The organism is Streptomyces coeruleorubidus (assembly GCF_008705135.1).
In the GTDB taxonomy this organism is placed as follows: Bacteria; Actinomycetota; Actinomycetes; order Streptomycetales; family Streptomycetaceae; genus Streptomyces; species Streptomyces coeruleofuscus.
This window is the reverse complement of the sequence record NZ_CP023694.1, coordinates 4,265,985-4,288,427: the sequence shown is the minus strand read 5'-3', so window position 1 is coordinate 4,288,427 and position 22,443 is coordinate 4,265,985. Positions and strand designations below refer to the sequence as shown.

At 71.8% G+C, this 22,443-nt stretch carries 17 protein-coding genes; 13 read left to right on the top strand and 4 right to left on the bottom strand.

Going from position 1 to position 22,443, the window contains the following annotated elements; genetic code table 11:
* The first annotated feature begins 145 nt into the window (after positions 1–145).
* Together CP976_RS19700 and CP976_RS19690 are read left to right on the top strand one after the other, a co-directional pair.
* Positions 146–2,332, top strand: a complete 2,187-nt coding sequence (locus CP976_RS19700) for a bifunctional polysaccharide deacetylase/glycosyltransferase family 2 protein (protein WP_150481575.1) — start codon at positions 146–148, stop codon at positions 2,330–2,332.
* Between the two features lie 759 nt (positions 2,333–3,091).
* A complete protein-coding gene (locus CP976_RS19690; protein WP_150481573.1) occupies positions 3,092–4,684 on the top strand; it encodes an alpha/beta hydrolase in 1,593 nt (530 codons plus the stop codon).
* Between the two features lie 69 nt (positions 4,685–4,753).
* On the opposite strand, the gene CP976_RS19685 is transcribed toward CP976_RS19690, so the two are convergent.
* Positions 4,754–5,365 carry a TetR/AcrR family transcriptional regulator gene (locus CP976_RS19685; protein WP_150481572.1) on the bottom strand — a complete coding sequence of 204 codons (612 nt, stop codon included), beginning with the start codon at positions 5,363–5,365 and terminating at the stop codon, positions 4,754–4,756.
* Between the two features lie 139 nt (positions 5,366–5,504).
* Here CP976_RS19685 and CP976_RS19680 point away from each other — a divergent pair, with 139 nt between their 5' ends.
* Positions 5,505–6,407, top strand: coding sequence for an NAD(P)-dependent oxidoreductase (locus CP976_RS19680; RefSeq protein ID WP_268250145.1), 903 nt, complete (start codon positions 5,505–5,507; stop codon positions 6,405–6,407).
* Positions 6,408–6,465: 58 nt separating this feature from the next.
* Here CP976_RS19680 and serC read toward each other — a convergent pair whose 3' ends face one another.
* Positions 6,466–7,584, bottom strand: a complete 1,119-nt coding sequence (serC, locus tag CP976_RS19675; protein ID WP_150481570.1) for a phosphoserine transaminase — start codon at positions 7,582–7,584, stop codon at positions 6,466–6,468.
* Positions 7,585–7,659: 75 nt separating this feature from the next.
* Here serC and CP976_RS19670 point away from each other — a divergent pair, with 75 nt between their 5' ends.
* The 4 genes from CP976_RS19670 to CP976_RS19655 all read left to right on the top strand — a co-directional run bounded on the left by CP976_RS19670 (position 7,660) and on the right by CP976_RS19655 (position 13,637).
* Positions 7,660–10,557 carry an FAD-binding and (Fe-S)-binding domain-containing protein gene (locus CP976_RS19670; protein ID WP_150481569.1) on the top strand — a complete coding sequence of 966 codons (2,898 nt, stop codon included), beginning with the start codon at positions 7,660–7,662 and terminating at the stop codon, positions 10,555–10,557.
* Positions 10,535–11,344, top strand: coding sequence for a metallophosphoesterase family protein (locus CP976_RS19665; RefSeq protein ID WP_150481568.1), 810 nt, complete (start codon positions 10,535–10,537; stop codon positions 11,342–11,344). Before CP976_RS19670 ends, CP976_RS19665 begins: the two co-directional genes overlap by 23 nt.
* A gap of 34 nt (positions 11,345–11,378) precedes the next feature.
* A complete protein-coding gene (locus CP976_RS19660) occupies positions 11,379–12,515 on the top strand; it encodes a lipid II:glycine glycyltransferase FemX (protein ID WP_150481567.1) in 1,137 nt (378 codons plus the stop codon).
* Positions 12,516–12,668: 153 nt separating this feature from the next.
* Positions 12,669–13,637 carry an EamA family transporter gene (locus tag CP976_RS19655; RefSeq protein ID WP_150481566.1) on the top strand — a complete coding sequence of 323 codons (969 nt, stop codon included), beginning with the start codon at positions 12,669–12,671 and terminating at the stop codon, positions 13,635–13,637.
* A 16-nt stretch (positions 13,638–13,653) separates the two neighbouring features.
* Here CP976_RS19655 and CP976_RS19650 read toward each other — a convergent pair whose 3' ends face one another.
* Positions 13,654–14,319 carry a formylglycine-generating enzyme family protein gene (locus CP976_RS19650; protein ID WP_150485413.1) on the bottom strand — a complete coding sequence of 222 codons (666 nt, stop codon included), beginning with the start codon at positions 14,317–14,319 and terminating at the stop codon, positions 13,654–13,656.
* Positions 14,320–14,421: 102 nt separating this feature from the next.
* On the opposite strand from CP976_RS19650, the gene CP976_RS19645 reads away from it, so the two are divergent.
* Positions 14,422–14,880: a pyridoxamine 5'-phosphate oxidase family protein gene (locus CP976_RS19645; protein WP_150481565.1), complete on the top strand. Its 459-nt coding sequence runs from the start codon at positions 14,422–14,424 to the stop codon at positions 14,878–14,880.
* 11 nt (positions 14,881–14,891) lie between these two features.
* Here CP976_RS19645 and CP976_RS19640 read toward each other — a convergent pair whose 3' ends face one another.
* Entirely contained in the window at positions 14,892–15,500 is a 609-nt protein-coding gene (locus tag CP976_RS19640) for a TetR/AcrR family transcriptional regulator (RefSeq protein WP_150481564.1), read from the bottom strand.
* A gap of 94 nt (positions 15,501–15,594) precedes the next feature.
* Here CP976_RS19640 and CP976_RS19635 point away from each other — a divergent pair, with 94 nt between their 5' ends.
* The 5 genes from CP976_RS19635 to CP976_RS19615 all read left to right on the top strand — a co-directional run bounded on the left by CP976_RS19635 (position 15,595) and on the right by CP976_RS19615 (position 22,419).
* The gene (locus CP976_RS19635; protein WP_150481563.1) at positions 15,595–16,341 is read left to right on the top strand and encodes an SDR family NAD(P)-dependent oxidoreductase; all 747 of its coding nucleotides are present in this window, start codon (positions 15,595–15,597) and stop codon (positions 16,339–16,341) included.
* Between the two features lie 162 nt (positions 16,342–16,503).
* On the top strand, positions 16,504–17,301 hold the full coding sequence (locus tag CP976_RS19630) for a TIGR03084 family metal-binding protein (protein WP_150481562.1): 798 nt from the start codon (positions 16,504–16,506) through the stop codon (positions 17,299–17,301).
* On the top strand, positions 17,298–18,965 hold the full coding sequence (locus tag CP976_RS19625) for an acyclic terpene utilization AtuA family protein (RefSeq protein ID WP_150481561.1): 1,668 nt from the start codon (positions 17,298–17,300) through the stop codon (positions 18,963–18,965). Before CP976_RS19630 ends, CP976_RS19625 begins: the two co-directional genes overlap by 4 nt.
* A complete protein-coding gene (locus CP976_RS19620; protein WP_150481560.1) occupies positions 18,962–20,560 on the top strand; it encodes an acyl-CoA carboxylase subunit beta in 1,599 nt (532 codons plus the stop codon). Before CP976_RS19625 ends, CP976_RS19620 begins: the two co-directional genes overlap by 4 nt.
* 11 nt (positions 20,561–20,571) lie before the next feature.
* Positions 20,572–22,419 carry an acetyl/propionyl/methylcrotonyl-CoA carboxylase subunit alpha gene (locus tag CP976_RS19615; protein WP_150481559.1) on the top strand — a complete coding sequence of 616 codons (1,848 nt, stop codon included), beginning with the start codon at positions 20,572–20,574 and terminating at the stop codon, positions 22,417–22,419.
* Positions 22,420–22,443: the final 24 nt, after the last annotated feature.

Sequence of the window (22,443 nt, the reverse complement as noted above, 5' to 3'; positions counted from 1 at the left end):
CACCGGCCTCACCGGCACCTGAGCCTCCGGCGCCGGCGCCGCCACCCGCCCCTCAGCCCACAGGGCCGGCGACCAGTCCCGCGGCACCGCCCGGTGCCGTGGCAGAACCTCCGCCCCCCGACCCATCGGTGGCCGAGGCCCCCTGATGCGGCGGCGTCCTGACCGGTCACGCGGCCGCTCATGGAGGCCGCCCGGCCCGCGGCGGACGCGAGCGCCCCTGTCGCCGCGGCACCGTTTCCGTATCGTCGTTCCCCTCGTCCTGCTGGCTTTCGTCGCTTCGGTCCTCCTGGTGGAGGGGTACACCACCAGGGGTTTCGCCGGTGACCAGGAAGGGCGCAGCGGAGGACCGGCCACCGGCGTCCCCCGCAGGATCGCCGACGGCGGCCCGGTCGTCGACACCACCGACGATCACCTGCGGACGTATCACACACCGGACAAGACCGTCGTCCTGACCTTCGACGACGGCCCCGACCCCATCTGGACACCCCGCATCAGGGCCGTTCTCGACCACCACCGCACGCCCGGCACCTTCTTCGTCACCGGGCAGCAGACCAGCCGGCACCCGGAAGTCCTGCGCGGTGTGGTCCGCTCCGGACACGAGATCGGCGTGCACACCTTCTCCCACCGGGACCTGACCACCCAGTCCGCGAGCGCCGTCGACCGTGAACTGGCGCTGACCCAACTCGCCCTCGCAGGGGCCGCGGGCATCAACACGTCACTGATGCGGATGCCCTACTCCTCGACCCCTTCCGCCCTCGACGCCAGGGCGTGGTCCGTGGCCCAGCGCCTGGGCGAGAAGGGCTACGTCCTGGCGTTCATCGACCAGGACACCAACGACTGGCGGCGGCCGGGCGCCCGGGCGATCGCCGACGCCGCCACACCGAGCGCGGCGGGCAGAGGTGCGGTCGTCCTCCTGCACGACGCGGGAGGGGACAGATCACAGACTGTCGAAGCCCTCAAGACCCTGATCCCCCGGCTGAAGGCACAGGGCTATCGCTTCACCACCCTCGCCGATCTCGTCGGCACCGACAGCTTCACCAGCCCCGTCGACACGGCGGACCGGTGGAGTGGCCGCATCTTCGTGGCCGCTGTGACCGTGTCGGGGGCAGCGGTGTCGGCCGTCAGCGTGCTGCTGCTGATGGTCGGTTCGCTCGTCCTCGCACGATGTGTGCTCCTGCTCGTCCTGGCCCGCCACCACGCCCGCCGTCAACGGCGCCCCCGCAGCGGCCGGCACGAGCCCGTCACCCAGCCCGTCAGCGTCGTCATACCCGCCTACAACGAGGAGCTGTGCATCGCCAAGACGCTCCGCTCCCTCGCTGCCAGCGACCACCCCGTCGAGATCATCGTCGTGGACGACGGATCCCGTGACGGCACCGCCGACATCGCACAGTCACTCGCCCTCGCGAACGTCACGGTCATCCGCCGGCCCAACGGCGGCAAACCCTCCGCCCTCAACACCGGGGTCCTGCGGGCCTCCCACGACCTCATCGTCATGCTGGACGCCGACACCGTCTTCGCCCCCTCGACCGTCGGCCGCCTCGTCCAGCCGTTCGCCGACCCCCGCGTCGGCGCCGTCGCGGGCAACGCCAAGGTCGGCAACCGCCGGCGGCTGCTCGGCCGGTGGCAGCACATCGAGTACGTCATGGGCTTCAACCTCGACCGCCGCATGTACGACCTGCTGCGCTGCCTGCCCACCATTCCCGGTGCCGTGGGGGCGTTCCGCGCCGAGGCCCTGCGGGACGCCGGAATGATGAGTGCCGACACCCTCGCCGAGGACACCGACATCACCATGGCCCTGCACCGGGCCGGGTGGGAGGTCCGCTACGCGCCGGACGCACTCGCCTGGACCGAGGCGCCGTCCTCGTTGCGGGAACTGTGGCGCCAGCGCTACCGATGGAGCTACGGCACGATGCAGGCCACGTGGAAGCACCGTCACGCGCTGCTCGAGCGTGGCCCCGCGGGCCACTTCGGCCGCCTCGGTCTGCCCTTGCTGGCCGTCTTCCAGATCTTCACCCCCTTGCTCGCCCCGCTGATCGACATACTGGCCGTCTACGGTTTGGTGTTCGGGAACCCGCGCACCACTGTGCTGGCCTGGTGCGGTGTGCTGGCGGTGCAGGCCGTCTGCGCCGTGTACGCCTTCCATCTCGACGGCGAGAGGCTCCGGCCCCTGTGGGCGCTTCCTCTCCAGCAGGTGGTCTACCGCCAGGTGATGTATCTGGTCCTCACCCAGGCCTGCCTGACCGCGGTCAACGGCTACCGACTGCCCTGGCAGCGGCTCAAACGCAGTGGAGACGTGATGCTGCCTCCCCAGCCCTCCACCCCCCGGAGGTGAGCGAGCCCCGGCGGCGAGCGGCACCGGCGCAGACCCCCTACGCCGGATGGCTCTCCGGTTCACGGAGGCCCCGATGCGTTCTGACGTGGCTCTTTCCCGCGCCCGCCTGCTCGAGCCTCGTCGGCGCGTCGCACAATCGGGTTGAGTTGTTCGGTTGAAGGGCCGCCAGCCTTCCTCCCGGGCGTTTTCCCACTCAAGGTGTGATCATGAAAACTCCACGATTGCACCGTATGCCCCGATCCCTCGCGCACTCGGCCGGTGCGGCTGTCATCGTTTTCGCGGCAGCCCTGACCTCCGCCGCACCCGTATCGGCCCACTCCGCTCCGCCGCCGGACCGTGGCGAGGGCAAGAGTTCCTCGTGCCACACGTCCCGCGCTGAGCGGCAGCGGGTCGAAGGGCTCGTCTGGACTGTTCTGTTCGGGCCTCAGAACCCCACGACGGAGGCCCGGTGCGACGGCGAGGCGGCGCAGGGAGGGCAGGACCAGAGCACAGGCCTCCTCCCGCCCCTCGCGGGCCTCTGACGCCCTAGGGGCGCTTGGGTGGTTGCCGGGCGCCCCTCTCGTCGCGTCCGACGCTCCTCCTGCGTGGTTCGCGATAGTCCAACTACCCCTCCTTTTGGAGGGTTTGAGCGCGGGGGATGACTCGATTCGGTCAAGTCTTGGTCGAATACGTACGTGCATGGCGTGCTCTTCCGAAACGATGCGGCACGGACCGTGTGACACGCGGTCCTGACCCCCCTCACCGTTCTGAGAGAACTCCATGAGAAGAAGCGCAGCCGTCCTGTGCGGCGCGACTGTCGTACTGGCCGGGACACTCACCGCCGTCCCCGCCAACGCCAGCGCGTCGCACTCCGCGAACACCGCCGCCGCGAAGGTCACTTGGAAGAAGTGCGGCACGGAGGACTACCCGACGCTCCAGTGCGCGTCGGTGAAGGTGCCGCTCGACTACGCGAAGCCGCAGGGGAAGAAGATCACGCTGGCGCTGTCCCGCGTGCCGCACACCGCGAAGAAGTTCCAGGGACCGCTGCTGGTCAACCCCGGCGGCCCCGGCGGCAGCGGCCTGACGCTGGCCGGTTTCGTCGCGTCCTCCCTGCCCAAGGAGGTCGCCGCCCAGTACGACGTCGTCGGATTTGACCCGCGCGGGGTGGGCAAGAGCCAGCCCGCGCTGGACTGCAAGCCGGGCCACTTCGACCCGGTGCGCCCCGACTCCGTACCCAGCACCCCGGCCATCGAGAAGGCCAACCTCGACCGCGCCAAGTCCTTCGCCCAGGCCTGCGGCAAGAAGTACGCCGACGTCCTGCCGTACATCAACACGGTCAGCGCCGTGAAGGACATGGACTCGATCCGCAAGGCCCTCGGCGCCAAGAAGATCAACTACTTCGGCTACTCGTACGGCACCTACCTCGGCGCGGTCTACGGCAAGCTGTTCCCCGAGCGCGTGCGGCGCCTGGTGCTGGACTCGATCGTCGACCCGACCGGGGTCTGGTACGACGCCAACATCAAGCAGGACTACGCCTTCGACAAGCGCCACAAGGCGCTGATGGCGTGGATCGCGAAGTACGACTCCACGTACAAGCTCGGCACCGACCCGGCGAAGATCGAGGCCAAGTGGTACGCCATGCGGGCGGCCCTGGCCAAGAAGCCGGCGGGCGGCAAGGTGGGCGCCTCCGAGCTGGAGGACATCTTCATACCCGGCGGCTACAACAACGCCTACTGGCCCACCCTCGCCCAGACGTTCGCGGCGTACGTCAACAAGAAGGACACCGCTGCGCTGGTCAAGGCGTACGACAACATCGCCGCCATCGACGCCTCCGGCGACAACGGCTACAGCGTCTACGCCTCGGTCCAGTGCCGTGACGCGTCCTGGCCGCGCGACTGGAAGCAGTGGCGCAAGGACAACTGGGCGGTGTACGAGAAGGCGCCGTTCATGGCCTGGAACAACGCCTGGTACAACGCGCCGTGCGCGTTCTGGCCGACGAAGTCGCTGAAGCCGGTGAACGTCTCCAACACCAAGCTCCCGCCGGTGCTGCTGTTCCAGGCGACGGACGACGCGGCCACCCCGTACCAGGGCGGTGTCACCATGCACCGGCTGCTGCGCGGCTCCAGCCTGGTGGTGGAGCAGGGCGGCGGCAACCACGGCATCTCGCTGAGCGGCAACGCCTGCCTCGACAAGCACCTGGCGACGTACCTCACCAGCGGCAAGGTGCCGCAGGGCAGCGGCGTGGCCGACGCGGTCTGCAAGAAGCTGCCCGACCCGAAGCCGCAGGCCTCGGCGCAGAAGACGCCGAGCGCGCCCGAGTCGGCCGCGACGGTCGGCGACACCCTGCGCGGGATCCTGGGGTCCGTGGTCTGAGCGTGCCTGCTTGAACCGCCTGACGTGACATGAGGGGCGCCCGGTACCTGCCGGGCGCCCCTTGCGTCGTCACGTGCGGACGCTGCCTCCGTACGTCGCGATCAGACGCGCCAGATGCCGTCCCGCCGCCTCCAGCGGAGTCTCGCTGCGGGCGACCTGGGACGCCAGTTCGGCCCCCTCCAGTGTGGCGATCACCGTGTGGGCCAGATCCTCCGCGTCCGCTTCGGCGAACCCCGCGGTGACCAGCTTCCCGGCGACCACGGCCCGCCAGCGGGCGAACGCCTCGGCCGCCGCCTGCTGGATGCCGGGCGCGCCGGCCGCCGTGCCGACGACGGTCGAGGTGACCGGGCAGCCGTCGAGCCAGTCGGACTCGCGCAGGCCCTGGGCGAGGGAGGCGGTGAGCGCGACGAGGGCCTTCGCCGGGTCCGGCTCCGCGTCGAGAAACTCTCGCAGCAACTCGGTGAACTCCTCGTCGCCGAGCCGTACCGCGGCCGTGCCGAGCTCCTGCTTGCCGCCGGGGAAGAAGTGGTAGACCGAGCCGAGCGTCGCTCCGGCCTCGCGGGAGATCTGCTTGATGCCGGTGCCCTCGTAGCCCTGGCGCTGCATCAGCCGTGAGGCCGTGCGGACGATCCGCTCGCGGGTGCCGGCGGTCTCGAGGTCGTGCGGGGCCTTGGTCTTCACGACGCCACTTTACCGAATTAGAGCGATCGCTCTAGTCATCATGCTAGGTTCCACTCTGGATAGAGCGTTCGTTCTAGTCGCCGTTTCAGTGATCCCCGGGGAGATTTCTGTGAGTCCGTCCGCTGTGAGCCCGTCCGCTGTGAGTCCCTCTGTCACGCAGGCCTCGTCCGGCGTCTCCTCCGTCACCGTCATCGGTCTCGGTCCCATGGGCCGCGCGATGGCCGGTGCCTACCTGGACGCCGGCTACGACGTCACCGTCTGGAACCGCACCCCGAGCCGCGCCGACGAACTGATGGCCAGGGGCGCGCTGCGCGCCGCCACCGTCGAGGAGGCACTGGCGGCAGGCGAGGTGGTGGTGCTCAGTCTCACCGACTACGCCGCGATGTACGCCATCCTGGAGCCCGCCACCGCGGCACTGGCGGGCCGGGTCCTGGTCAACCTCAGTTCGGACACCCCGGAGAGGGCCCGCGAGGGGGCTGCCTGGGCGGTCGAGCACGGGGCGCGTCACCTCACCGGCGGAGTCCAGACACCGCCGTCCGGCATCGGCTCGCCGGAGTTCGACACCTTCTACAGCGGCCCGCGGGACCTCTTCGAGCGGTACGAGGACGTTCTGAAGGTCATCACGGGCACCGACTACCGCGGGGAGGACCCGGGCCTGGCCGCGCTCTACTACCAGCTCCAGATGGACCTCTTCTGGACCACCCTGACCGCCTGGCTGCACACGCTGGCGCTGGCGGACGCGAACGGCATCAGCGCCTCGGAGATCACGCCGTACGCGGCGCAGACGCTGGGCGGGATGGGCCAGTTCCTCGACTTCTACACACCGCGGATCGAGGCGGGGCGGCACTCCGGCGACGTCGAGCGGATCTCGATGGCCGTGGCGAGCATGGAACACGTCGTGCACACGGCTCGGGACGCGGGCGTGGACCCGGCGCTGCCCGCCGCGGTGCTGGAGGCGTTCCGGCGCGCGTCGGCGGAAGGCTACGCGGAGGACAGCCTGACCCGGCTGTTCGAGGTGTTCGGCAGGGGCGCGGCTGCCTGAGTACGAACGAGGGCGCCCCGCACAGGCAGGGCGCCCTCGGTCACGTACGCGAGAAGGGTCAGAGCTTCTCGATCACGTAGTCGACGCACTTCGTGAGGGCCTCGACGTCCGCCGGGTCGATCGCCGGGAACATCGCGACGCGGAGCTGGTTGCGGCCGAGCTTGCGGTAGGGCTCGGTGTCGACGATGCCGTTGGCGCGCAGGACCTTGGCGACGGCGGCGGCGTCGACCTCGTCCGTGAAGTCGATCGTGCCGATGACCTGGGAGCGCTTGGCCGGGTCGGTGACGAACGGGTTCGCGAACTTGACGTCCTCGGCCCAGCCGTACAGCGTCCGCGCGGACGTGGCGGTACGGCGGACCGACCAGTCCAGGCCGCCCTGGCCGTTGATCCACTCGAGCTGCTCGTTGAGGAGGAACAGCGTGGCGAGGGCCGGGGTGTTGTACGTCTGGTTCTTGCGGGAGTTGTCGATCGCCGTCGGCAGCGAGAAGAACTCGGGGACGTGCCGGCCGGAGGCGTGGACGCGCTCCGCGCGCTCGATCGCGGCCGGGGAGAAGACGCCGATCCACAGGCCGCCGTCGGAGGCGAAGGACTTCTGCGGGGCGAAGTAGTAGACGTCCGTCTCGGCGATGTCGACGGGCAGGCCGCCGGCGCCGGAAGTGGCGTCCACGAGGACCAGGGCGCCCTCGTCGGCGCCGGCCACGCGCTTGATCGGCATGGCGACACCGGTCGAGGTCTCGTTGTGGGTGAAGGCGTAGACGTCGACGCCCGCCTCGGCGACCGGCTCGGGGTGCGTGCCGGGGTCGGAGGAGATGACGTCCGGCTCGGCCAGCCAGGGGGCGAGCTTGGCGGCCTTGGCGAACTTGGAGGAGAACTCGCCGAAGCTGAGGTGCTGCGACTTGTTCTCGATCAGGCCGTGCGTCGCGACGTCCCAGAACGCGGTGGAGCCGCCGTTGCCGAGGATCACCTCGTAACCGTCGGGGAGCTGGAACAGCTCGCGGATGCCCTCACGCACCTTGCCGACCAGGTTCTTGACAGGAGCCTGGCGGTGGGAGGTGCCCATGAGGGAGGTGCCACTGGCGGCGAGGGCGTCCAGCGCCTCCGTCCGCACCTTGGAGGGACCCGCGCCGAAACGACCGTCCGCGGGCTTGATGTCAGAGGGAATCCGGATCTCAGCCACGAAGGGGAGCGTAGCCGTTCACAGAAACACGGGCGAAACGTCGTCCGTCGGGTGAGACGGTGTTGAGTAGGTGCCATGGCGAATCTTGAGGCGGAGCTTCGCGGGGCCGTCCGCGGCGAGGTCGGGTTCGATGCCACCTCCCGGGCGCTGGTCACCATGGACGCGTCCAACTACCGGAGGGTCCCTCGTGGGGTCGTCGCCCCCGTGGACGCCGACGACGTGGCCGCCGTGCTGGCCGTCTGCCGGGAGCACGGCGTGCCCGTCGTCGCCCGCGGCGGGGGTACGTCCATCGCCGGGCAGGCCACCGGCACCGGTGTCGTCCTGGACTTCACCCGGCACATGAACCGGCTGGTCACCCTGGATCCCGAGGCGCGTACGGCCGTCGTGCAGCCGGGGCTCGTGCTCGACCGGCTCCAGGAGGCGGCCGCTGCGCACGGGCTGCGGTTCGGGCCGGATCCGTCCACCCACAGCCGGTGCACGCTCGGCGGCATGATCGGCAACAACTCGTGCGGCTCGCACTCCGTGGCGTGGGGGACGACCGCGGACAGCGTGCGCGAGCTGGACGTGGTCACCGCGCGCGGGCGGCGGCTGCGGCTCGGACAGGACTGGGCCGGCGCCCCGGACGGTCTGCGGGAGCTGGTGGACGGCGAACTGGCCCGGCTGCGCACGGGCTTCCCGGAGCTGCCCCGCCGCATCTCCGGGTACGCGCTGGACGCCCTGCTGCCCGAGCGGGGCGCCGACGTGGCCCGCTCCTTCTGCGGTTCGGAGGGCACGCTGGGCGTGCTGACGGAGGCGGTCGTACGACTGGTCGAGGCACCACGCGCGCGTGCGCTGGCCGTGCTGGGCTACGCCGACGAGAGCGGGGCGGCGGAGGCGGCCGCCGGGCTGCTGCCGTTCGGCCCGCTGACGGTGGAGGGCATGGCGGCGGACCTGGTGCCGTCCGCGGCCGCGCTGCCACGGGGCAGGGCCTGGCTGTTCGTGGAGACCGGCGGGAAGTCGGCCGGGGAGGCACGCGCGCGTGCGGAGGCGATCGTGCGGGCGGCCGATGTCGTGGACGCCCTGGTGGTCACCGACCCGGCGGGGCAGCGCGCGCTGTGGCGGATCCGGGAGGACGCGAGCGGTACGGCGACCCGGATGCCCGATGGGAGTGAAGCCTGGCCGGGGTGGGAGGACTGTGCGGTGCCGCCCGCCCGGCTCGGGGCGTATCTGCGGGACTTCCGCGCGCTGCTCGGCGCGCACGGGCTGCGCGGCACGCCGTACGGGCACTTCGGGGACGGCTGTATCCACGTCCGTATCGACTTCGACCTGCTGACGGGGCCCGGCATCGCCCGTTTCCGGCGCTTCTCGGAGGAGCTCGCGGAACTGGTGGTGGCGCACGGCGGGTCGCTGTCCGGGGAGCACGGGGACGGGCAGGCGCGGGCGGAGCTGCTGCCGAAGATGTACGGGCGCGAGATGGTGGGCCTGTTCGAGCGGGTGAAAGGGGTGTGGGACCCCGACGACCTCCTCAACCCCGGCATGCTGGTCCGCCCCGCGCCCCTCGACGCCGACCTGCGCTTCTCCGTCCTCCCCCGCGAGCCCGTCGACGTCGCCTTCGGCTACCCCACCGACGGCGGTGACTTCTCGGCGGCGGTACGGCGCTGCGTGGGCGTCGCCAAATGCCGTACGGCATCGGTGTCCGGCTCGGCCGTCATGTGCCCGTCCTTCCGGGCGACCGGCGCGGAGGAGCACTCCACGCGCGGGCGTGCCCGGCTGCTGCACGAGATGCTCGCGGGTGAGGTGGTGACCGACGGCTGGCGCTCCACGGAAGTGCGGGACGCGCTGGATCTGTGCCTGTCCTGCAAGGGCTGCCGGTCGGACTGCCCGGTGGAGGTCGACATGGCCACGTACAAGGCGGAGTTCCTCCACCACCACTACGAGGGACGGCGCCGCCCGGCCGCGCACCACAGCATGGGCCGGCTCCCCGAGTGGCTGCGCGTGGTGGCACGCACGCGTACGGCGGCGCTGGTCAACGCCCTGACCGCGGTACGGCCGCTCGCCCGGGCGGCGAAACGGCTGGGCGGGATCGCACCGGAGCGGGAGATCCCGCGACTGGCGACACGGACGTTCAGCCGGTGGTGGGAGCGGCGGCGGGGGGAGAGGACACCCACCGGGCGCGGGGATCTCGTCGTGCTGTGGCCCGACACCTTCACCGAGCACCTCTCACCGGCCGTCGGACGGGCCGCCGTCCGCGTGCTGGAGGCGGCCGGGCTGCGGGTGGCGCTGCCGCCGACCGTGCGTCTGGCGAAACCGCCGGTGGGTGACGGGAGGACGGTCGCGCTCGACCCGCTGTCCCTGCTGCGGGGCCGGGGCCGTGTCTGCTGCGGGCTGACGTACGTGTCGACGGGGCAGCTCGACCGCGCCCGAGCGGTCATGCGCCGCACGCTCGACCTGATGGAGCCGGTGCTGGAGACCGACGCCCCGGTCGTGGTCCTGGAGCCGAGCTGCGCCGCGGCGCTCCGCACGGACGTCCCCGAGCTGCTGCACGACGATCCGCGCGCGGCCCGCCTCGCCGCAAAGGTCCTCACCTTCGCGGAGACGCTCGAACGCCACGCCCCCGACTGGACACCGCCGCGCGTGGACCGCCCGGTGGCCGGCCAGACCCACTGCCACCAGCACGCGGTGCTGGGCGACGCCGCCGACCGCCGGCTGCGTCAAGCCGCTCTGCTCTCCGGCGAACTGAGCGGCGGCTGCTGCGGCCTCGCGGGAAACTTCGGCTTCGAGAAGGGCCACTACGAGGTGTCCACCGCGTGCGCGGAGGAACAGCTCCTGCCGTCGGTACGGGACGCCCCGGACGGCACGGTGGTCCTGGCGGACGGCTTCTCCTGCCGCACACAGCTGGAGCAGCTGGCGGGCGTGCGGGGGAGGCACCTGGCGGAGGTCCTGGCGGCGGCATGGGAGGAAGGAGCAGGCAATGACCCGGAGGGCGAGCGCTGAACCGGGGCGGGTGGCCGTACTGTCCGACATCCACGGCGTCCTCCCCGTCCTGGAGGCCGTGCTCGCCGAGCCGGACGTGGCCGCCGCCGAGCGCGTCGTGCTCACCGGCGACATCGCGGCCGGCCCGCAACCGGGGGAGGTCATCGAGCTGCTGCGGGCGCAGGGCGACCGCGTGCTGTGGGTCGCGGGGAACGCCGACCGCGAGCTGGTCGAGATCCGCAGAGGCGGGCGGGACCGCTTCCCCGACACGATCACCCCGTACGCGGCACACCGGCTGACCGCCGGCCAGGTCGATTTCCTCGACTCCCTGCCCACGTCCCTGACCCTCACCGTCCCCGGCCACGGCAAGGTCCTCTTCTGCCACGCCACACCCCGCGACGACGAGGAGATCGTCCTGGTCGACTCCCGCCCGGCCCGCTGGGCGGAGGTGTTCACCGGCCTGGACGACGACATCCGCACGGTGGTGTGCGGCCACACCCACATGCCCTACGCCCGTCTGGCCCACGGCCGCCTGGTGGTCAACCCGGGCAGCGTCGGCATGCCGTACGGCCGCCCCGGCGCGCACTGGTGCCTGCTGGGCCCGGGCACCGATCTGCGCGTCACGCCGTACGACATCCCCACGGCGATCGCGCGGCTGACCGCCGAGTGCGCGTACCCGCACATCGCCGCCTGGGCGGACGAGTACCTCAACGCCCGCGCGAGTGACGTGGACGCACTTGAGGCGTTCGGGCCACGGGACGGGCGGACCCGAGTGTCTGAGCGGGGGGAGGGGCGGAGCCGCTCCTAGAGTCACGGCACCAGCCACTCGAAGGAGCCCGCGCATGAGCGTCCGCGTCCAGCCGATCACCCGTGACGAGCATCTCGCGTTCGTCTCGGCCCGCCCCTCCGCCAGTCACACGCAGCTCCCGTCCTGGGGCGAGGTGAAGCCCGACTGGCGGGCGGAGAGCCTCGGCTGGTTCGACGGTGCCGGGCAGCTCGTCGGCGCCGGACTGGTGCTGCTGCGCCCGCTGCCCGGGCCGAAGCTGCCCGGGCTGCCCCGGTACCTGGCGTACCTGCCCGAGGGCCCGCTCATCGACTGGCACGAGCCCGGTCTCGAACGCCTGCTGGAGCCGATGGTCGCCCATCTCGGACGGCGGGGCGCCTTCGCGGTGCGGATGGGCCCGCCGGTGGTGGTGCGCCGCTGGAGTGCCGAGGCGGTCAAGGCGGCGATCGCGGACCCGGCCGCCCGGCGGCTGCGCGACGTGCGGGCGACGTCGTTCGAACCGCGTGCCGGCCAGGTCGCGGACACCCTGCGCCGTATGGGCTGGCGGCAGACCGAACCCCGCGGCGAGGACGGCTTCGCCGCGGGACAGCCCCGGTACGTCTTCCAGGTGCCGTTCGCCGGACGATCGCTGGACGACATCCGCGGCGGCCTGAACCAGCAGTGGCGGCGCAACATCACCAAAGCGGAGAAGGCCGGCGTGAAGGTCGTGCGGGGCGGCTACGAGGATCTGCCGGCCTTCCACGAGCTGTACTCCGAGACCGCCGAGAGGGACCGCTTTCTCCCGCGTCCGCTTCCCTACTTCCAGCGCATGTGGAGCGCGCTCACGGCCGAGCACCCGGACCGGATGCGGCTCTACCTCGCCCACCACGACGGAGAGGTGCTGGCCGCCGCGACGATGCTGACCGTCGGCGACCACGTCTGGTACTCCTACGGCGCCTCCACCAGCCGGCGGCGCGAGGTCCAGCCGAGCAGCGCCGTGCAGTGGCGCATGATGACGGACGCCCATGAACTGGGCGCCGCCGTCTACGACCTGCGCGGCATCACCGACACCCTGGAGGAGTCCAGCCACCTGCTGGGCCTGCTCCGGTTCAAGGTGGGCACCGGCGGCGAGGCCGTCGAGTACCTCGGCGAGTGGGACTTCCCGCTCAACCGGCTGCTGTACAAGGCGCTGAACCTGTACCTCGCCCGCCGCTGACAGCCCGCATTCCGAGACAGTGGCATAAGCGGTTTACGCGCCTGACCGAGTCCATTACTCTGGACTGGAAAGTACAGCGTGTTGCATACGAGTGTGCAAGACGGTGTACGTACGCAGCCCCAGTACGCAGCCGAGCCGAGCACAGGACCGCCCGTGACCACCCCCGACGCCGTCACCACGCCCCCGCCCGCGACCACCGCCGCTGCCGCCGCACCGGCGGCCGGGCCGGGCCGGCTGGGCTCCCTCGGTCCGGTGGGCCTGGTGCTCGCGGGCGGGATCTCCGTGCAGTTCGGCGGCGCGCTGGCCGTGATGCTGATGCCCAGGGCGGGCGCCCTCGGGGTGGTGGCGCTGCGGCTGCTCGTGGCGGCGGTCGTCCTGCTGCTGGTCTGCCGCCCGCGGCTGCGCGGACACTCGCGCACCGACTGGGGCACGGTCGTCGTCTTCGGCATCACCATGGCCGCCATGAACGGCCTCTTCTACCAGGCGGTCGCCCGCATCCCACTGGGCCCCGCGGTCACCCTGGAGGTCCTCGGACCGCTCGCCCTCTCGGTCCTGGCGTCCCGCCGCGCGATCAACGTCGTCTGGGCGGCACTCGCCCTCGCCGGTGTCTTCCTCCTCGGCGGGGGAGGCTTCAGCGGCCTCGACCCCGCAGGAGTGGCCTTCGCCCTGGGGGCCGGCGCCATGTGGGCGTCCTACATCATCTTCAGCGCGCGTACGGGCCGCCGTTTCCCGCAGGCGGACGGCCTGGCACTGGCGATGGCGGTGGGGGCGGTGCTGTTCCTGCCCCTGGGCATCGCCGAGTCGGGCACGAAGCTGCTCGACCCGGTGACGCTGGGCCTGGGCGCGGCGGTGGCCCTGCTCTCCTCGGTCCTGCCCTACACCCTCGAACTGCTCGCCCTGCGCCGCCTGCCCGCCTCCGCCTTCGCGATCCTCATGAGCCTGGAACCGGCCATCGCCGCGGCGGCCGGCTTCCTCCTCCTCGACCAGGCCCTCACGGCCCTGCAGGCCGCCGCGATCGCCCTCGTCATCGCGGCGAGCATGGGGGCCGTACGGACCCAGGTCGGCCGGGGCCGCGGCCGCCGGAAGAAGGCGGCGCCGGAGGGTGCGGGGCTGGAGGGCTAGAGCGAGGGGGACGCGTTCACTGCGGCCGGTGCGCCCGCGCCACGCGAAACCCCACGTCGTCGATCCGGAACGTCGGATGACTACGGCGCCGTACGGAGGCGCGGCAACTCCAGTGCTCGTCGGCCCAGCCGCCGCCCCGCAGCACCCGGTAGGTGCCGTAGACCTCGGCGTCGTAGACGTCCCAGCACCACTCCCAGACATTGCCCAGCATGTCGTAGAGGCCCCACGCGTTGGGCTGCCTGCCGCCCACGGAACGGATCCGCTCCTGCGAGTTGCCGCGATACCAGGCGATCTCATCGAGCCGCCCGTACCGCGGCCCACCGCTCCCGGCCCGGCAGGCGTGCTCCCACTCGGCCTCGCTCGGCAGCCGGTACCCGTCACCGGAGACGTCCCGGCCGACCGACTCGGACTCACCGCACAGGCGATACACGGGCGTCAGCCCTTCCGCCCGGGACAGCGCGTTGCAGAACCGGACCGCGTCCCACCATGACACGCCCTCGACGGGCAGCCGCTCACCGTGAGCGGCACTCGGCCGCTCACCGGTGACCTGGGCGTACCAGGCCTGAGTGACCGGGAACGCCGACATCCGGAAGGGCGCGACCTCGACCGCCCAACTCCGCTGAGTCCGCCGGTCGGACAGCGTCACCCGCCCTGGCGGGACGGCCACCATCCCGTTCTCCATGTTCACGCCACCCCCTGCCGAGCCACCCTATGCCCGCCTCCACATGGAGCCCCGGACGACGGCCGGGGAATTCCCGCACTGGCAGGCGTAGTTGACCTGATCATGACTCAAGGTCCCGCACCCCGCCCGCTGTCCGACGAAGCCCTCTCCGACCTGCTCGGCAAGCAGCAGTTCGGCACTCTCGCCACCGTGAAGCGCAACGGCCGGCCCCATCTGACCACCATGGTCTACGGCTGGGACCCCGAGGCCCGGATCGTGCGGTTCTCGACCACGGCCGACCGCGTCAAGGTCAGGCAGCTGCGGCACAATCCGCGCGCGGCGCTGCATGTGCAGGGCGGTGACGTGTGGTCGTTCGCCGTCGCGGAGGGCGAGGCGGAGGTTTCCGAGGTCACGACGGTTCCCGGCGACGAGGTCGGGCGGGAGCTGCTCGGGATCATCCCGGAGCGGGCCAGGCCGGAGGACGAGGGCGCGTTCCTGGAGCAGTTGGTGGCCGAACGGCGGGTGGTCGTCCGGTTGCACGTGGACCGGCTGTACGGGACGGCGCTCGACATCGACGGCTGAGGTCGGTCCCGTCAGGCAGAAGGCCAGCCCCGCAGGGCCATGTCGGCCACCTGCTGGAGGGCGTCGCGGGTGGCGCCGCCGGCGGCCTGGACGGCGATGCCGTTGGCCACGGTCATGAGGTAACGGGCGAGCAGCTCGGGATCGGTGCCGGCGGGCAGGTCGCCCTCGTCGACGGCTCGCCGGAACCGGTCGCGCAGGAGGGAGGTGTGCTCATTGCGCCAGGCGGCGAGGGCGTCGCGGGCATGGCTTCCCTGAGCTCCGGCGGCGAGAGATCCCTGGACGCCTAGGCACCCGGCGGGGCAGCCGGGGCGGGTGGTGGCCCGGACGGAGCCGTTGAGGAAGGCGACGGCCACTTGCCGGGCGGTCGGTTCCCGCATGGCCCGGGCCCCGTACGAGGCGGGGCCTTCGGTGTAGCGCTCCAGGGCCTTGCGGAACAGGTCCTCCTTGTTGCCGAAGGCCGCGTACATGCTCGTGCGGGTGATGCCCATGGCGTTGGTCAGATCGGTGAGGCTGGCGCCTTCGTAGCCCTGCTCCCAGAAGACCCGCATGGCGCGTTCGAGGGCCTCCTCGGCGTCGAAACCCCTCGGCCGGCCGATCGGTGCCTTCCGCCGTGTCTCCATGCGGCCGATCATACCTCTTCCGTACTGATCGGTGCAGATGTGCTACGGTCCCGTTCGGTATCGATCGGTACGGAAATTCATGGAGGTCATCGGCATGGGGCAGTGTGAGGGCAAGACCGCCGTCGTCACCGGCGGCGGCACCGGGATCGGCCTGGCCACCGCCGTCCGGCTGGCAGCCGAGGGCGCGCACGTGTTCATCACCGGCCGGCGCAAGGACGTGCTGGACGCGGCCGTCGAGAAGATCGGCCCGGCGGGGGCCACCGCGGTGGTGGGTGACATCTCCGACCTGGCCGACCTGGACCGGCTCTACGCCGCGGTCCGCGCCCGGGGCCGGGGTCTGGACGTGTTGTTCGCCAATGCCGGCGCCACCTCGTTCGCGACGCTGGAGCAGGTCACCGAGGAGCACTTCGAGGAGACGTTCGGCGTCAACGTCCGGGGCACCTTGTTCACGGTGCAGAAGGCGCTGCCGCTGCTCAACGACGGCGCGTCGGTGATCCTGAACTCCTCGGTGCGCGCCGATGACGGTGTCGCGGCGTTCGGCGCGTACGCGGCCTCCAAGGCGGCGATACGGTCCTTCGCCCGGACCTGGGCCAACGAGCTCAAGGACCGCGGTGTCCGGGTCAACGCGGTCTCCCCGGGCACCATCGACACGCCCGGACTCGACGCCCTGGCTACGGGGGACGCGCCCGTCACCAAGTCACAGTTCGCCGCAGGAGTCCCGCTGGGCCGGATCGGACACCCGGACGACGTCGCCGACGTGGTGGCGTTCCTCGCTTCCGGGCAGAGCGGCTTCATGACCGGAGCGAACCTGTACGTCGACGGCGGCGAGAACCAGATCTGAGCCCGAACGGGCCTGAGGGGTGCTCGCCCTGGCGCACCAGCACCCCTCGGGAACATTTCATGCAAGCACGCTTGATTGTTTCTTGCCCCGCTGCCATGCTCCTCACCACGCCACACCACCCGGCATCACCCCGCACACCGCCGTGCCCCGAGGGGAGCGCCCGTGTCCGATCCGACGGCGTCCGTGATCGACGACCTGCGCGAGGAGAGCGAGGAACTCGACCGCCTCGTCGCCGGGTTGAGTGCACCGAGCTGGGCGCTCGCCACTCCCGCGCCCGGCTGGACCGTCGCCCACCAGATCGCCCACCTCGCCTGGACGGACCGTTCGGCCCTGCTCGCCGTCACGGACGCCGACGGCTTCCGCGTCCTGGTCGAGAAGGCCCTCGCCGCACCGGGCTCCTTCGTCGACGAGGGCGCCGAGGAGGACGCCGGACTCCCGCCCGCCGACCTGCTCGCGCGGTGGCGCGACGGCCGTACGGCGCTGGACGAGGCGCTGCGGGCCGCCCCGGCCAAGGCGCGCTTCCCCTGGTACGGCCCGCCCATGTCGGCCGCCTCCATGGCGACGGCCCGTCTCATGGAGACCTGGGCCCACGGACAGGATGTGGCCGATGCCCTCGGTGTGGTGCGCCCACCCACGGACCGGCTGCGGCATGTGGCCTGGCTCGGGGTGCGGACCCGGGACTTCGCCTACGGCGTGCACGGACTGACTCCGCCGGCCGATCCCTTCCGCGTCGAACTCCGGGCCCCCTCCGGCGACTCGTGGGCGTACGGCCCCGAGGACGCCCCGCAGAGCGTCACCGGGCCCGCCCTCGACTTCTGCCTCCTGGTCACCCAGCGCGCCCACCGGACCGACCTCGCCCTGCGCGCCGACGGCCCCGACGCCGACCGCTGGCTGGACATCGCCCAGGCCTTCGCGGGCCCGCCCGGCACCGGCCGCTCCCCGAAAGGGCAGGCGCGGTGACCCTCCGCATCGGCAACGCCTCCGGCTTCTACGGCGACCGTTTCGACGCGATGCGGGAGATGCTCACCGGCGGTGACCTGGACGTCCTCACCGGCGACTACCTCGCCGAGCTGACGATGCTCATCCTGGGGCGCGACCGGCTGAAGGACCCGGCCGCCGGGTACGCCCGTACCTTTCTGCGGCAGTTGGAGGACTGTCTGGGCCTCGCCCACGAGCGGGGCGTGAAGATCGTCGCCAACGCGGGCGGGCTCAACCCGGCCGGACTCGCCGACGCCGTAAGGGCGTTGGCCGACCGGCTCGGCATCCCCGTGCGTGTCGCACATGTCGAGGGCGACGACCTGACCGCCGCCCACCCCCACAGCCTCGCCGCCCACGCCTACCTCGGCGGCTTCGGGATCGCGGCCTGTCTGCGGGCGGGCGCCGACGTCGTCGTCACCGGACGGGTGACGGACGCGGCACTCGCGACCGGCCCGGCCGCCGCCCACTTCGGCTGGAAGGAAACGGACCACGACCGGCTCGCGGGGGCCGTCGTCGCCGGGCACGTGCTGGAGTGCGGGGCGCAGGCCACCGGCGGCAACTACGCCTTCTTCCGCGACGGCGACGTCCGACGGCCCGGCTTCCCGCTCGCCGAGCTCCACGAGGACGGCGGCTGCGTCATCACCAAACACCCCGGCACCGGCGGCTTCGTCGACGTCGGCACGGTCACCGCCCAGCTGCTGTACGAGACGGCCGGCGCCCAGTACGCCGGGCCGGACGTCACCGCCCGGCTCGACACCGTGCGGCTCCGCCAGGACGGACCCGACCGGGTGCGGATCGAGGGCGTGCGCGGCCAGGCGCCGCCGCCCACCCTCAAGGTCGGGCTCAACAAGGTCGGCGGCTTCCGCAACGAGGTCGTCTTCGTCCTCACCGGCCTCGACATCGAGGCCAAGGCCGCCTTGGTGCGGGAGCAGATGGAACCGGCCCTCGGCAAGGCCGCCGACGTGCGCTGGGAGCTGGTCCGCACCGACCGGCCCGACGCTCCGAGCGAGGAGACGGCGAGCGCGCTGCTGCGGCTCGTCGTACGGGACCCCGATCAGGAGGTCGTCGGGCGGGCCCTGAGCGGGGCGGCCGTGGAGCTGGCGCTCGCCAGTTACCCCGGTTTCCATGTGCTGGCGCCACCCGAAAAGGGTTCGCCCTATGGGGTCTTCGAGGAGGTGTACGTCCCCCATGGTGCGGTCGACCATGTGGCCGTCCTCCATGACGGGCGCCGGGTCCCCGTGCCGCCGGCCCCCGACACCGCCGTACTCGACGAGGTGCCGGAACCGCCCCTGCCGGAGCCGCTGCCGCCCGGGCCCACCCGGCACGCCCCCCTCGGCCTCGTCGCGGGCGCCCGCAGCGGCGACAAGGGCGGCAACGCCAACGTCGGTGTGTGGGCCCGTACGGACGACGCCTGGCGCTGGCTCGCGCACGAGCTGACCACCGACCGGTTCCGGGAACTGATCCCCGAGAGCCGGCCGCTGAAGGTCACCCGGCACGTCCTGCCCAACCTCCGCGCCCTCAACTTCGTCGTCGAAGGCATCCTCGGCGCGGGCGTCGCCGACCGGCACCGCTTCGACCCGCAGGCCAAGGCCCTCGGCGAATGGCTCCGCTCCCGCCACCTGGACATACCGGAGGCCCTGCTGTGACCGTCCTGACCTCCGCGCTCGACCCGAGCGGCCCCGAGTACCGGGCCAACCGCGAGACCATGCTCGCCAAGCTCACCGAACTCGACGCCGAGCACGCCAAGGCCCTCGCGGGCGGCGGCGAGAAGTACGTCGCACGGCACCGCAAGCGCGGCAAACTCCTCGCCCGCGAACGCATCGAGCTGCTTCTCGACCCCGACACACCGTTCCTGGAGCTGTCCCCGCTGGCCGCCTGGGGCAGCGACTACACCGTCGGCGCGTCCCTCGTCACCGGCATCGGTGTCGTCGAGGGAGTGGAGTGCCTGATCACGGCCAACGACCCGACCGTACGCGGGGGCGCGAGCAACCCGTGGTCGCTGAAGAAGGCCCTGCGCGCGAACGACATCGCGCTCACCAACCGGCTGCCCTGCATCAGCCTGGTGGAGTCCGGCGGCGCCGACCTGCCGTCCCAGAAGGAGATCTTCATCCCCGGGGGCGCCATCTTCCGGGACCTGACCCGGCTGTCCGCCGCCGGCATCCCCACCGTCGCGGTCGTCTTCGGCAACTCCACCGCCGGAGGCGCCTACATCCCCGGCATGTCCGACCATGTGATCATGGTCAAGGAGCGGGCCAAGGTGTTCCTCGGCGGTCCGCCGCTGGTGAAGATGGCCACGGGGGAGGAGAGCGACGACGAGTCCCTGGGCGGCGCCGGGATGCACGCGCGCGTGTCGGGCCTCGCCGACCACTTCGCCGTCGACGAGCACGACGCGCTCCGGCAGGCCCGCCGCGTGGTCGCCCGCCTCAACCACCGCAAGGCGTACGGCGATCCGGGTCCGGCCGAGCCCCCCAAGTACGACGCCGACGAACTCCTCGGCATCGTCCCCGGCGACCTCAAGAGCCCGTTCGACCCGCGTGAGGTCATCGCCCGTATCGTCGACGCCTCCGACTTCGACGAGTTCAAACCGCTGTACGGGACGAGCCTGACCACCGGCTGGGCCGCACTCCACGGCTATCCCGTCGGCATCCTGGCCAACGCCCAGGGAGTCCTCTTCAGCGAGGAGTCCCAGAAGGCCGCCCAGTTCATCCAGCTCGCCAACCAGCGCGACATCCCGCTGCTCTTCCTGCACAACACCACCGGCTACATGGTCGGCAGGGAGTACGAGCAGGGCGGCATCATCAAGCACGGCGCGATGATGATCAATGCCGTCAGCAACTCTAAAGTCGCCCACCTCTCCGTCCTCATGGGCGCCTCCTACGGCGCCGGCCACTACGGCATGTGCGGCCGGGCCTACGACCCGCGTTTCCTCTTCGCCTGGCCCAGCGCCAAGTCGGCCGTGATGGGCCCGCAGCAGCTCGCGGGCGTGCTGTCGATCGTCGCCCGCCAGTCGGCCGCCGCGAAGGGACAGCCGTACGACGAGGAGGCGGATGCCGCTCTGCGCGCCATGGTGGAGCAGCAGATCGAGTCCGAGTCGCTGCCGATGTTCCTGTCCGGGCGGCTGTACGACGACGGCGTCATCGACCCGCGCGACACCCGCACCGTCCTCGGCCTGTGCCTCTCCGCCATCCACACCGCCCCTTACGAGGGCGCGCGCGGCGGCTTCGGCGTCTTCCGGATGTGAGGAAACCTTCCGTGATCACTTCTGTGCTCGTCGCCAACCGGGGCGAGATAGCCTGCCGCGTCTTCCGCACCTGCCACGAGCTGGGCATCCGCACGGTCGCCGTGCACTCGGACGCCGACGAGAACGCCCTCCACGCGCGCGTGGCCGACACGGCCGTACGGCTTCCGGGGGCCGCGCCCGCCGGCACCTACCTGCGCGGCGACCTGATCGTGAAGGCCGCCCTCGCGTCCGGCGCGGACGCCGTGCACCCCGGCTACGGCTTCCTCTCCGAGAACGCCGGATTCGCCCGGGCCGTGCTGGACGCGGGCCTGCTCTGGATCGGTCCGTCCCCGGACGCCATCGAGGCGATGGCGTCCAAGACCCGGGCCAAGCGGCTCATGGGGCTGAACCCGCTCACCGACGTCACCGAGGCCGACCTCCCGGTCCTGGTGAAGGCGGCGGCGGGCGGCGGCGGCCGCGGCATGCGCGTCGTACGGCACCTCGTGGACCTGGACGCCGAACTGGCCGCCGCACGGGCCGAGGCGGAGAGCGCCTTCGGCGACGGCGAGGTCTTCGTCGAGCCGTACGTGGAGAACGGCCGCCACGTCGAGGTGCAGATCCTCGCCGACACCCACGGCACCGTCTGGCCCCTCGGCACCCGCGACTGCTCCCTCCAGCGCCGCCACCAGAAGGTCGTCGAGGAGGCCCCCGCACCCGGACTCGCCGAGGAACTCCAGGAGGAGGTGAGCGCCCTCGCCGTACGGGCCGCCCGAGCCGTCGACTACGTCGGGGCCGGCACGGTCGAGTTCCTCGTCGCCGACGGCAGGGCCCACTTCCTGGAGATGAACACCCGCCTCCAGGTGGAACACGCCGTGACCGAAGCCGTGTTCGGCCTCGACCTGGTCGCCGAACAGATCCGCGTCGCCGAGGGCCACCCCCTCGGCGACACCCCGCCACGCGCGCGTGGTCACGCCGTGGAGGCCCGCCTCTACGCCGAGGACCCGTCCCGCGACTGGTCACCGCAGACCGGTCGCCTGCACCGCCTGTCCGTACCGGAAGGCATCCGCCTCGACACCGGCTACTCCGACGGCGACGACATCGGCGTCCACTACGACCCCATGATCGCCAAGGTCGTGGCCCACGCCCCCACGCGCACGGAGGCCGTCCGCAAGCTCGCCTCCGCCCTGGAGCGGGCCGTGATCCACGGCCCCGTCACCAACCGCGACCTCCTGGTCCGCTCCCTGCGCCACCCGGAGTTCACCGCGGCCCGCATGGACACCGGCTTCTACGACCGCCACCTGCCGCAGCTGACCGAGCCGTCCCCCGACCCGCACGCCCCCCTGGCAGCCGCCCTCGCCGACGCCCACGGCCGCTCCCGCTTCGGCGGCTGGCGCAACGTCCCCTCACAGCCGCAGACCAAGCGCTACGCGATGGCGGGGGAGGAACACGAGGTCCACTACCGGCACACGCGTATGGGCCTGGAGGCGGACGGCGTACGGGTGGTGCACGCCGAGCCGAACCTCGTGGTCCTCGAAGTGGACGGAGTGCGGCGCAGGTTCGAGGTGGCCACCTACGGCGACGACCGGATCCACGTGAACAACACCGCCCTGACGGCCCTGCCCCGCTTCCCCGACCCGACGACCCAGCACGCCCCCGGCTCCCTCCTGGCCCCCATGCCGGGCACGGTCGTCCGAGTGGCCGACGGCGTCACAGCAGGGAGCACCGTAAAGGCCGGAGATCCCCTGCTCTGGCTGGAGGCGATGAAGATGCAGCACAAGATCACGGCTCCGGTGACAGGAACGCTGAGTGAGTTGTGTGTCGTGACAGGACAACAGGTCGAGCCGGGCGTGCTGCTGGCGGTGGTGAAGGAGACCTCTTAGGGGCGCGGGGAACTGCGCGACCAG

Bases quoted from the DNA above. Each gene is read 5' to 3' on its own strand.
- CP976_RS19700 (WP_150481575.1), top strand. From the start codon at position 146: ATGCGGCGGCGTCCTGACCGGTCACGCGGCCGCTCATGGAGGCCGCCC.
- CP976_RS19690 (WP_150481573.1), top strand. From the start codon at position 3,092: ATGAGAAGAAGCGCAGCCGTCCTGTGCGGCGCGACTGTCGTACTGGCC.
- CP976_RS19670 (WP_150481569.1), top strand. From the start codon at position 7,660: ATGGCGAATCTTGAGGCGGAGCTTCGCGGGGCCGTCCGCGGCGAGGTC.
- CP976_RS19665 (WP_150481568.1), top strand. From the start codon at position 10,535: ATGACCCGGAGGGCGAGCGCTGAACCGGGGCGGGTGGCCGTACTGTCC.
- CP976_RS19660 (WP_150481567.1), top strand. From the start codon at position 11,379: ATGAGCGTCCGCGTCCAGCCGATCACCCGTGACGAGCATCTCGCGTTC.
- CP976_RS19650 (WP_150485413.1), bottom strand. From the start codon at position 14,319: ATGGAGAACGGGATGGTGGCCGTCCCGCCAGGGCGGGTGACGCTGTCC.
- CP976_RS19645 (WP_150481565.1), top strand. From the start codon at position 14,422: ATGACTCAAGGTCCCGCACCCCGCCCGCTGTCCGACGAAGCCCTCTCC.
- CP976_RS19640 (WP_150481564.1), bottom strand. From the start codon at position 15,500: ATGGAGACACGGCGGAAGGCACCGATCGGCCGGCCGAGGGGTTTCGAC.
- CP976_RS19635 (WP_150481563.1), top strand. From the start codon at position 15,595: ATGGGGCAGTGTGAGGGCAAGACCGCCGTCGTCACCGGCGGCGGCACC.